Genomic DNA, 12287 nt, shown 5'->3' with positions numbered 1-12287 from the left:
GAAAGCAGTATAGACGAAGCAATGATAACTGGTGAACCTATTCCAGTTGATAAAAAGAAAGATGATAATGTAATTGCAGGAACTATAAACGGTAACAAATCCTTTGTAATGATAGCCGAAAAAGTAGGTTCTGAAACTTTGCTTTCTCAAATTGTTCAAATGGTAAATGATGCCAGTCGTTCAAGAGCACCTATTCAAAAATTAGCCGATAGTATTGCTAAATATTTTGTTCCCATTGTAGTCATTATTTCGGTAGTAACATTTTTCGTTTGGGCAAAATTTGGACCAGAACCAGCTTTGGTTTACGGTTTTATAAATGCAATTGCGGTTTTAATTATTGCTTGTCCTTGTGCATTGGGTCTGGCTACTCCAATGTCAGTAATGGTAGGTGTTGGCAAAGGCGCACAATCGGGAGTTTTGATTAAAAATGCTGAAGCTTTGGAAAATATGAATAAAGTGAATGTTTTAATTACAGATAAAACAGGAACCATTACTGAAGGAAAGCCATCAGTTGAAAAGATATTTGCATCAAACAATAACGAAAATGATTTGTTACAAAGCATCGCTTCATTAAACCAATACAGCGAACATCCATTGGCACAAGCAGTAATCAATTATGCCAAATCCAAAACCGTTTCATTAATTGAAGTCAAAGATTTTGAAGCCGTTGCAGGAAAAGGCGTGACTGGAACTGTAAACAATAGAAAGATAGCATTAGGAAATAAAAAACTAATAGAACAAGTAAAAGCAACTATTGCTGACGATTTAGAAAGCAAAATTATTGCCGAGCAGAAACTAGGAAAAACCGTTTCATATATTGCTGTTAATGGCGTTGCAGTTGGTTTTGTATCAATTACCGATGCAATTAAAATATCTAGTAAAGAAGCCATAAAAGAATTAATGCGTCAAGGAGTTGAAGTAATTATGCTTACTGGCGACAATGTAAATACAGCCAAAGCAGTTGCCGATGAATTAAACTTATCATCCTACAAAGCAAGTTGTTTACCCGAAGACAAATTGAACGAAATAAAACGCTTACAATCCGAAGGGAAAATTGTAGCAATGGCAGGCGATGGTATAAATGATGCACCCGCACTAGCACAAGCAGACATTGGAATTGCGATGGGAACAGGAACTGATGTAGCTATTGAAAGTGCAAAAATCACTCTAGTAAAAGGCGATTTACAAGGCATCGTAAAAGCCAAGAATTTGAGCCACGCTGTAATGCGAAACATCAAACAAAACTTGTTTTTTGCTTTCTTCTATAATGTTTTAGGAGTTCCAATTGCAGCGGGAGTTTTGTATCCATTTTTTGGAGTTTTATTATCGCCAATGATTGCAGCTTTAGCAATGAGTTTTAGCTCGGTTTCTGTAATTGTAAATGCTTTGCGATTGAGAAATTTGAAACTATAGAAAAATATAAATCAGGCAACAGTGATACTGAAGACCGGGCAACAGCGTAACTGACGAATAATTAAATACAATTTATTATGAAAATTCAAAAATTAATTTCGACAAAAACAATTTCATTATTAACAATGTTTTTAATGATTATCTCGTTAAGTGCCAATGCACAAACTAAATCGGATTCCAACCCTACTGAAAAAATTTACATCAATAAAAAGGGTGAAATTCACGATCACGGTTGGAACAAATTAGGATTTATTACCAAAGACAATATCGTGAAAGACAACCAAGGCAAGACCATCTATTTTATTGATGCAAACGGTAATGTTATTGATTCTAATGGAAAAAAGATGGGTATGGCTAAGAAAAATGGTTCTTACTACAACATAAAAGGTGAAAACGTGGTTAATATTGGAAAAACACAAGAAGAAAAATGCGAAATACTGGATGCAAAAGGTCATAATGTAGGTAGCGTACATAAAAATTACAAACTCCACGCGTGTGCCGCTCATTGCTTATTGTTGGAGAAAAAGATGAATGATGAAAAATCAAAAAATTAATTTTCTTAATAAATGGTTCGTCCTAAAACGAACCATTTATTTTATACTATAAAATGACTTTCTGTTAATTGTAAAAACGAATAAGTAATAAGATATAGCTGTATTAAAAATGAACAACCTTACTCAAATAATCCAACAATACAAAACCGATACTGAAAGTGTTTATACTACTTGGTTTGTCGATAATGACCAACGATTAAAAGCATTTCGGACTATTCGCCGTGGTGTTTTGCAAGTGATAGACGACATCAAAAACAAAATATTTCCTAACGATTTTAAAGGCAGTAGTTTAGAATTTGTATTGAGTTGTATAGCAGAACAAAAACAAGTCTTTGTTGGCGTAGCACATCCTTTTTATTGGAAACCAAAATTAAGAATTCCGGATATTTACGAAAACCAAAACAATAAAATTGCTTTCGGTCAATTTCTCGAAAACTGCATTAATGCCAAAACAGAGGAACAAGTAGTAAAAGAAATTGTAAAACTGGACGAACTCAAAATAAAAGGTCTTGGCCCTGCCGTGGCCAGTATTCTATATTTTTTGCATCCAACTTGGTTTCCACCATTCAATACAGCCATTCTCAACGGATTTAATTTTCTGTTTAAAGACAAAAAGAAGTTGGGCAGTTGGACGGAATACCTTAAAATTAGAGAGACACTAATCGAAACCAACTGCAAACACAAAAGTGAATTATCAAATGATTTAGGAGCAATAGCAGGATTGTGTTTTGAAATTGGAACACAAAAAATGCTTATTGGCAACGATGAATATTTAAGCGAAGAAGAACGCAATAAGTTTGAAAAGAATATACTAAAACGACAAAAAGAAATTCAGGAAGAAAAACTAGAAGAAAATCTTCACAACGAAATGCAATACCACTTACTTAAAATTGGAGTTTCACTGGGGTACGATGTTACACCAGCCAGTAATGATAAAAGTAAAGCGTTTAATGGTCAAAGTTTTTCGTTTATATCAATTGGTAAATTTCCAGAATTACCAACGGACAAAGACACTCAAAACACGATTAAACTCATTGATGTGCTTTGGTTTCAAAAAGGAACAAACAAAATTATCGGTGCATTTGAAGTAGAAAAAAGCACCAGTATTTATTCAGGCATTTTACGCCTTTCTGATTTATATTTTAGTATTTCTAACGGCGAAGAGGTATTTTACATCATCATTCCAGACAGTCGCGAAAAAGATGTAATTCAACAATTAAATAGACCGGTCATAAAAAATTCAAAAATGAATATCAAATACATTCTGTTTTCAGAATTGAGAAGTCAATGTGATGCGATTTGCAAATTTGGCTCAGATTATTCAATAATGGAAAAAATCGCAAAATCAATCTAAAAATGAAACTAAAATTAGCCCTTTCAATAACTTTATAGGCTAATCTTTTTCAATTAATTTACATACAAAAATTGAACGCCAAAATCAACCAACTTCTCTCCAACCTCAACGAACAACTGAATTTTATTGATTTAGAAATTACTGACCCCATAAAACACGCTGAAAAAGCAATAGAAATGATTGTCAAATCATTAGGGAATTTGAAAGTAATAATTATAAAAACCAATTTTAGAACCCAAACCGAAGAAATACTTTTTTTCAAAGAAGTTAAGCCCCAATTTTTTTCAAAATTAATATTTCATACAAAAGTGCTAAAAATTGAAACCAAACGACCAAAAGGAACAGACAGATCTCAAAGAAAATATTTACTAAACGAATTAGATAAATTAAATCATTATTTCGATAATAATTTGGAGTTTTATCAATATTACAGAACAGGAGCAATTTTCCTTGATGAAAAATATTTTTTAAGAGGAAAATATGATATTAGGTTATCATTAGATACTTTTTTCTTCACTTCAGACCAAGAATTTAATACAAGTCACGATTTTAAAGTATCAAAAATATTAGCCAACGATTTACTTGAAATATATCTAAAAGAACAGCTGACAATATTAGACAGAAAAGAAACAATGACAACTAAAACACAAGCACTACCAAAAGTAAAACTCACTTGGACAGATAGTAAATCTGCATTAATTGAAACGATATATGCCCTTTATTATCAAGGTAGCTTCAATAATGGTACTGCTGATATAAAAGACATAGCAAATTATTTTGAAGCAGTTTTCAATATCGATTTAGGTGATGTTTACAGAAGTTGGTATTCCATCAGAGGCAGAAAAACAGAAGAAACAACATATTTAGATGGTTTAACAAGAATACTAAAGAAGAAAATTGATCAAGAAAATAATAAGTCAAAATAGTAGTACCAAGTTCATACCAAGTTGGCATAACTACATAATAAATTAAATATGTAATATATTGAAAATCAATATTTAAAACTAAATAGTGTTTTAAATATTTAGAAATTAAAAAAGATATTTGATTTAAAACAGTTCAATTCTTTTCCGAGCTGGTATTTTTAATAAAACCAAACACAATATTTAATCTGTTTTAACCATAAAAAACAGTAATTGACAAAAATTCGTTACCAAGTTGATACCAACTTGGCAAACAAAATAAATCAATTAATTCAATTTTGTACCATAACAATTTAAAACATCAGTTATGGCAATCGAAGTTATCACTCGCGAAGATTTAAACGAATTCCGTACACTTCTTCTTTCCGATTTAAACACAATGTTTAATTCAAAACCGCAACAGCAAAAACAATGGCTCAAATCCAACGAAGTCAGAAAGCTGTTAAACATTTCTTCCGGCACTTTACAAAATCTACGTGTAAACGGTACACTAACCTATACCAAAATTGGAGGAATTCTGTATTACTCCAGTAATGATTTAGAGAAAGTTATAGAAACTAACAAAGTCGAAGCAACACCTAACCTATTCAATCGTAAATAACCTCAAAGATGAATTATATAAAACATCTAACAGGATTTTTCGAGAAAGTGGCTATTGACAAAACACTCAATCCAACACACGTAAGTTTGTATATGTCGTTGTTTCAGTTCTGGAATTGCAATCGATTCAAAAATCCAATCAGTATTTCTCGTGATGAGGTAATGCGAATAAGCAAAATCAGTTCTAAAGCAACTTATCATAAGTGCCTTAAAAACCTACATTCTCTAGGTTACATCAATTACGAACCATCTTATAATCCATTCAAAGGAAGCCACGTTTATTTATTCAATTTTTCAGATGATTTAAAACCAATACCAAAAAGCGAAAAAGCAACAATGCCAAAAAATGAACCAGTTTTTGAACTGGTTGATGAACAAGTAGTGAACAAGCTTTATACTGGTAGTGGTACAAGTAATGAAACAGGTACTGAACAAGCTCTAGTATCTTATATAAACAATACAAACATACCAAACATTTCAAACGATTTAAAGATTGTAAACTTGGACGAGCAAGCAAAAAATTTTGAAATTGTCGATGAGTTTTTAAAAAGCGCGGCTTCCGAAGAAAAAGAAAAAAGTTCCGGCAAAAAAGAAAAAGATGAAATTGAAAATTCCGATTTGTCATCCCGAGCGCAGTCGAGGGAACTCAATCCAACAATTGAAAATGTCAAAGTTTATTTTCTCGAACAGAACTTTCCGGAACTCGAAGCCATTAAATTTTTCAATTATTTTTCCAGCAACGGTTGGTTAGTCGGTGGCAAAACTCCGATGGTCGATTGGCAAGCAGCAGCACAAAATTGGATATTAAACGCACCTAAATTCATTTCAAATGAACAATCCAACAGAGCAAAACACCTCAACACAGGAACAGACAAAGATTATTCAGAGCCATTATAGCTACACGGAAATAATTGCTTGGCTGGAGAAAAAAGGCATTGAATTATACGGCAATCATTTCAAAATACTTGAAAGTGATTACCCCATAATTTACAAACTCATCGCCTATTTTCTTAAAGACGAAACAACTTGTTTTCAGTACGGCATCAACGGCAACAAAGGAATTTTACTTTCTGGCCCAATCGGCTGTGGCAAAACATCCCTAATGAATTTAATGAAACACTTGGCGACAACAGAGCATAAATTTTTCGTAAAACCGTGTCGAGACATAAGCTTTGAATTTATCCAGGATGGTTACCAAATCATTCACAAATATAGCAAAGGCAAACTATACGAATCAGAACCCAAAACAATATGCTTTGACGATTTAGGAACAGAAAACAACCTGAAATATTACGGAAACGAATGTAACGTAATGGCAGAAATTCTATTAAGTCGCTATGATATTTTTACAAGTAAAAAAATCCAAACGCATATAACTACAAACCTTTCGGCTACTGAAATTGAGAATGTTTATGGGAATCGGGTTAGAAGTAGAATGCGAGAAATGTTCAATCTGATTGCCTACGACAAAACCATAAAAGATAAAAGATAAACGATAAACGATGAACCACATAACCAACTTCTGGAACCATTTCAAACAAAACAATTTTGTTTTCTTGCTCTTAAACGAAATTCCAAAAGAAGAACTAATAAAGCACTTCACAGAATTAAACAACCTCTTACGCCTATTCAACAAAGATTTAGATCTCATAATCAAAAACGGTAAAGATAAATCCGAATTAATCATCACCGCTAACGGCAATCCTTACCTTTTCAAAGAAGTAGAACTACTAGTACATTATGCTCCAGTCGTAGAACGTTGGAAAATAACTGCATTTCTTCAACCTGAAACAAACCTAACAAAATACCAACAAGGAAAAGATAAACCACTTGAATATTACGGGATTAGCCTACGAATTAGTGATATGTATTTCGCATCGATAGAAAACCTAGAAAAACAAACCGATTTAGGGATTAGAATATACCTCAAAAACTACATAATTCACAAAGAAAACCCAAGACTTCGAGAAGCAGTTTACACCCACATAGAACACCTTATTGGCGAAAAATCATTTGCAAATGATGTTGCTTTTATTGAGATTGATCAATTAACTAGTAAAATAAATGATATTGAATTGCTAGACTTGTATAATTTAGCGGATTATGTGATTTTTTTCAAAAATCAGAAATAATTTATCGCTTAAAAAATATTAATGATAGGCATTTTAGATTTGAAAAATAAGTAAATTGAAAATAGTATTTCCCTTAACAATTTATTCTGTAAATTTCCGCTTTTTAAAATTCAATCGCTTTTGAGCATCTAATTGGTCGAATTTGCTATTAATTTCCACAATTTATGAATAATAAATATGATTTTTATATCGACGAAAGTTGTCATTTAGAAAATGATAATATTCCGGTTATGTGCATTGGTTACATAAAAGTACCAATGACCGATTATGTTGAATTACAAAAAAAATTCAATCAAATACTAGCAAAGCACAATCAAAAATCAGAGTTAAAATGGAATAAATTTTCAAATGCAAGAACTGCATTATACAAAGAATTAGTAGATTATTTCTTTCGCTCATCATTACAATTTCGTTGTGTTTTAGTCAAATACAAAGAGCGTCTAAATCATACCGATTTTAACCAAGGCTCGCACGACAATTTCTATTATAAAATGACCTATTATTTATTACGCCCAAATAATAGTAATGGCGATGAATACAGGGTTTTTATAGACATTCAAAATACGCGTGGTAGAGAAAAACTAAAAAAAATAAATGAAGTTTTTGACAATGAATACAAAGGCAAAAGCCCATTCAAACAATTCCAACATTTACATTCTCACGATAATAATTTCTTTCAATTAGCCGATTTTTTTATTGGAGCAATTACTTATAAAACAAGAGTAGTAATGAAGAATATCGAGAATCCAACTCCTAACAGAATGGATTTTATTCAATATTTAGAAACTAAATCAGGTTTTAATCTCGAAGAAGGAACAGAGCCGTGGGAAACCAAATTCAATATTTTTGATCACCAACCCAAAATAAAACTATAATGGATTTATTTAATTTGGATGATCACATACCTAATTTAGGAATTGACCCATCAGCTGAACATTTAGAAGAACTATTTCGATTATTCAAAGCCGATTTTATTGACAACGTTTTTTATTTTGATGGTTGCAAAGTAAAAATAGATATAGCAAATTCAAAAGAAGATGGTTTTGAAACCTATCCACACACTTTTGTAAAAATCATTACAAGAGGAGATAAAGGCAAAAGATGTTTTGACAAAAAAAGAGCCAACAAAATTCATTGGATAAAACCAATACTTGAAAATAAAGATACGGATGATGTTACTTGTTTCCAGTTCTTAGAAGCAGATGGTAGAATCAGGGACTATTTTTGGTTCAAAGAAGGAAACTTTCTAGTAGTAATGGAAAAAATCACTCCAGACTATATGATAATTTCTTGTTTTCATATTGATGATGCAAGAAACCAAAAATACTACGAAGACAAATATACAAAGAGGGTAAAATAAAAAAAGCCACAGGCTACGGTGCTGTGGCGTACGTTTTCACGAACCAGGTCCTTTTCCCTAGGGAAATGACTTTGCAAATATACATCGTCTTAAACCAAAAAACAAATTTTCTATCAAAAACGTGTTTTTGGCTAATTTCCAGTTGTATTTTCATAAATATTTATAACAATAAATATACCTAAAAGAAAATCAATTAACCAGTCCATTATTTCATTCAGCTGCACAAAACTTTCATTTAGTCCAAGTATTCCTAAACTCAAGTCTTTGTTTGCTTCATTTCGCTAATTTCTATAAAAATAGAATACTCTTGCAATAATAGTATTTCATCCTAAAGCATTAATCGGCAAATTAATGAATTATTATGTATTGACAATTAAATAAAATACCTATTTTTACAGCCGTGAAAATGCTAAACTTCATATTATCAATTATTATTCTAATACTTTCCTTTATGCCTTGTGCAGATATGGAGCAGGATGTGTCGTGTAACAAAGTGACAATTAGCAATGAATCCAATCACACTCACAACAAGGATGCCTGTACTCCTTTGTGCATCTGCAACTGTTGCGGCTGTCAAGGTTTCGCTTACAATACTATTTACCCTTATAATTTATTTGCTGTCAAAATCATAATTGACAAAAAAGTGCCGGAATACAAATCAATTCTTACTTCCAATTTCTTCGGAAGTATCTGGCAGCCGCCTCAAATTAATGCTTAATTTTTTTGATTAATGTTTGTTAAATAAATAGCGATTAATGACCTGTGCATTAATCACGCTGTTGTTTTCCATTAATCACTTTACCGTATTTGACAAATTCAAATAACGGGAGTAATAAATTAAGTATTAAAAAGTAATCCTATAAATAGTGTTAGACAAAATCATTCATTTTAGTATAAATAATAAATTCATCATTGGTTTGATGACTTTATTTCTCATCATTTGGGGAGTTTGGAGTGCATCCAAATTACCCATCGATGCCGTACCAGACATAACAAACAATCAAGTACAAATCATTACGCTATGTCCAACCTTGGCTGGGCAGGAAGTAGAACAATTAGTCACTTTTCCAATAGAACAAAGCATAGCAAATCTTCCCGATTTAGAAGAAACCCGTAGCATTTCTCGCTTTGGTTTATCGGTAATCACAGTCGTTTTCGATGATGATGTCAATATTTATTTTGCACGCCAATTAATTAGTGAACGACTAAAAGAAGCTACCGATCAAATCCCTAAAGGCATTGGAACACCAGAATTAGGCCCTGTAAGCACAGGTCTTGGCGAAGTCTATCAATATATTTTACATCCAAAAAAAGGAAGTGAAAATAAGTATTCCGCAATGGATTTGCGTGCTATGCAAGATTGGATAGTAGCAAGACAACTCAACGGAACACCCGGAATTGCCGAAATAAATAGTTTTGGGGGTAAATTAAAACAATATGAAGTTGGCGTAAACCCAAATCGCTTAAAAGCAATGGGAGTAACAATTCCTGATATTTTTAATGCTTTAGAAAAAAACAATCAAAATACAGGTGGTGCTTACATTGATAAAAAACCAAGTGCCTACTTTATTCGTGGAGTTGGTTTAGTAACATCCTTGGAAGATGTAAAAAACATCGTAGTAAAAAGCAATCCCAACAGCGTACCGATTTTCATAAAAGATGTCGCCGATGTAAAGTTTGGAAATGCTGTTCGCTATGGTGCAATGACTTTTAATGGAAAAGTGGATGCTGTTGGTGGCATTGTGATGATGCTAAAAGGGGCAAACAGTAACGAGGTGGTTCAAAGGGTTAAAGAAAAAATGGTTATCATACAAAAATCTTTGCCCGATGATGTAGTAGTAGAGCCATTTATTGACAGAAGTACATTTGTAAAACGTGCTATTTCTACTGTTGAAAAGAACTTGGTTGAAGGAGCTTTAATCGTCATTTTTGTGTTGGTTTTGTTCCTCGGAAACCTTCGTGCAGGACTTATTGTCGCTTCTGCAATACCTCTTTCAATGCTTTTTGCCTTGGCATTAATGAGAATATTTGGAGTGAGCGCAAACCTAATGAGCCTCGGTGCAATAGATTTTGGGTTGATTGTGGATGGTGCCGTAATTATCGTCGAAGCTTCATTGTACTTTCTGGAACACAATAAAAGTAAAAAAAGACTCACCCAACTCGAAATGGATCTGGCGGTTGAAAACAGTGCCAAGAAAATGATGAGCAGTGCTGCCTTTGGACAAATCATCATTATGATTGTGTACTTCCCAATTTTATCATTGGTAGGAATCGAAGGAAAAATGTTTGGCCCAATGGCAAAAACAGTTTCGTTTGCCATTATCGGTGCTATGATACTTTCGTTAACATACATTCCAATGATGAGTGCCTTGTTTTTGCCAAAACACATCAGTCACAAGAAAACATTTTCGGATAAAATGATGGATTTCTTGTACGGCAAATACGAACCTCTTTTAGAAAAAGTAATTGCCATAAAATACAAAGTCGTAGGTCTTACTGTTGCTTTATTGTTGATTACCGTTTTTATTTTTACCAAAATGGGTGGAGAGTTTATCCCCAATTTAGCCGAAGGAGATTATGCCTTTGAATTTAAAATGCCGCTCGAAACTTCATTATCCCAAAGTATCGAAACTTCGATGCAAGGCGCAAGAATTGCCAAACAATTTGAGGAAGTAAAAATGGTGGTTGGAAAAACGGGTGCAGGTGAAGTGCCTACTGACCCAATGCCTCCCGGAGCCACAGATATGATGATTATCCTGAAACCACAAGACGAATGGAAATCAGGCAGAACGTATGATGAATTAGGCGATGCGTTAGAAGAAAAATTAAGCGTGATTCCTGGAGTTTTTGTAGAAAAAAGCCAACCCATTCAAATGCGTTTTAATGAACTAATGACGGGTATTAAACAAGATGTGGCCATAAAAATATTTGGAGAAAACCTGGACAGCCTTTCTGTATATGCCAAAAAAGTAGAAAGTGTAATCGTAAAAGTAAAAGGGGTTTCATCGCCGCAGGTAGAACAAGTGGATGGTTTGCCACAAATTAACATTGAATACGATCGTTTACGAATTGCCAATTATGGACTCAATGTAGAAGATATAAACAGTATTGTGAGTACTGCTTTTGCAGGAAAAGCAGCGGGTGTAGTTTACGAAAACGAACGAAAGTTTGATTTAGTGGTAAGGTTAGACAGTACGTCAAGAAGAAGTATCGACGATGTAAATAATTTATTGATACCAACACCTTCTGGTAATCAAATACCATTATCACAAGTGGCAAAAGTGGCTTTTAAATTGGGTCCCGCACAAATCAGTAGACAGGCTGGTAAACGTAGAATTGTTATTGGTTTCAATATAGAAGATAGAGACGTACAAAGTGTGGTAAAAGAAATTCAGGATAAATTGGCAACAAAAGTAAAATTGCCATCAGGGTATTTTTTTACTTATGGAGGTACATTTGAGAACTTACAAAAAGCATCCAACCGTTTGATGATTGCAGTGCCAATTTCTCTTTTGCTGATTTTTATGCTTTTGTATTTTACGTTCAATTCAATGAAACAAGCTGGTTTAATTTTCACGGCAATTCCAATGAGTGCCATTGGTGGTGTATTTGCTTTACTGCTTCGTGGAATGCCTTTTAGTATTTCGGCAGGGATTGGTTTTATTGCATTGTTTGGAGTAGCGGTATTGAACGGAATTGTATTAATCGGCACATTCAACCAACTCGAAAAAGAAGGTTGGGATGATGTCATAAAACGGGTAATTGAAGGAACAAAAATAAGATTACGACCAGTTTTAATGACGGCTACCGTAGCATCGTTAGGATTTTTACCGATGGCAATGTCACATAGTGCGGGTGCCGAAGTACAAAAACCATTGGCTACCGTAGTTATTGGCGGATTAATCTCGGCAACATTCTTGACCTTGTTCGTATTGCCTTTGCTTTACATTA

12 protein-coding genes are annotated in these 12287 nt (G+C 33.3%); all 12 read left to right on the top strand.

What is annotated here, in order from left to right; genetic code table 11:
* Positions 1-1413, top strand: a 1413-nt coding sequence (locus PHC28_RS08995; RefSeq protein WP_300098967.1) for a heavy metal translocating P-type ATPase, incomplete at its 5' end; no start/stop codon positions are given.
* A 77-nt stretch (positions 1414-1490) separates the two neighbouring features.
* A complete protein-coding gene (locus tag PHC28_RS08990; protein ID WP_269684977.1) occupies positions 1491-1967 on the top strand; it encodes a 5-fold beta-flower protein in 477 nt (158 codons plus the stop codon).
* Between the two features lie 109 nt (positions 1968-2076).
* A complete protein-coding gene (locus PHC28_RS08985; protein WP_269684978.1) occupies positions 2077-3321 on the top strand; it encodes a hypothetical protein in 1245 nt (414 codons plus the stop codon).
* Between the two features lie 71 nt (positions 3322-3392).
* Positions 3393-4247 carry an RteC domain-containing protein gene (locus tag PHC28_RS08980; RefSeq protein ID WP_269684979.1) on the top strand — a complete coding sequence of 285 codons (855 nt, stop codon included), beginning with the start codon at positions 3393-3395 and terminating at the stop codon, positions 4245-4247.
* A 304-nt stretch (positions 4248-4551) separates the two neighbouring features.
* Positions 4552-4845, top strand: a complete 294-nt coding sequence (locus PHC28_RS08975; protein WP_269684980.1) for a helix-turn-helix domain-containing protein — start codon at positions 4552-4554, stop codon at positions 4843-4845.
* Between the two features lie 8 nt (positions 4846-4853).
* Positions 4854-5741 carry a transcriptional regulator gene (locus tag PHC28_RS08970; RefSeq protein WP_269684981.1) on the top strand — a complete coding sequence of 296 codons (888 nt, stop codon included), beginning with the start codon at positions 4854-4856 and terminating at the stop codon, positions 5739-5741.
* Positions 5674-6336, top strand: a complete 663-nt coding sequence (locus tag PHC28_RS08965) for an AAA family ATPase (protein ID WP_269684982.1) — start codon at positions 5674-5676, stop codon at positions 6334-6336. Before PHC28_RS08970 ends, PHC28_RS08965 begins: the two co-directional genes overlap by 68 nt.
* 10 nt (positions 6337-6346) lie before the next feature.
* A complete protein-coding gene (locus PHC28_RS08960) occupies positions 6347-6976 on the top strand; it encodes a hypothetical protein (protein ID WP_269684983.1) in 630 nt (209 codons plus the stop codon).
* 164 nt (positions 6977-7140) lie between these two features.
* Positions 7141-7851 carry a DUF3800 domain-containing protein gene (locus PHC28_RS08955; protein ID WP_269684984.1) on the top strand — a complete coding sequence of 237 codons (711 nt, stop codon included), beginning with the start codon at positions 7141-7143 and terminating at the stop codon, positions 7849-7851.
* On the top strand, positions 7851-8336 hold the full coding sequence (locus tag PHC28_RS08950; protein ID WP_269684985.1) for a hypothetical protein: 486 nt from the start codon (positions 7851-7853) through the stop codon (positions 8334-8336). The genes PHC28_RS08955 and PHC28_RS08950 overlap by 1 nt, the downstream gene beginning before the upstream one ends.
* A 406-nt stretch (positions 8337-8742) precedes the next feature.
* The gene (locus PHC28_RS08945) at positions 8743-9054 is read left to right on the top strand and encodes a DUF6660 family protein (protein ID WP_300098950.1); all 312 of its coding nucleotides are present in this window, start codon (positions 8743-8745) and stop codon (positions 9052-9054) included.
* A gap of 148 nt (positions 9055-9202) precedes the next feature.
* On the top strand, positions 9203-12287 hold a 3085-nt coding region (locus PHC28_RS08940; protein ID WP_300098945.1), incomplete at its 3' end, for a CusA/CzcA family heavy metal efflux RND transporter.

This window comes from Flavobacterium sp. (assembly GCF_028712645.1).
GTDB lineage: Bacteria > Bacteroidota > Bacteroidia > Flavobacteriales > Flavobacteriaceae > Flavobacterium.
Note: the sequence above shows the minus strand (reverse complement) of the source record. Positions and strands in the feature narration are given on the sequence as shown.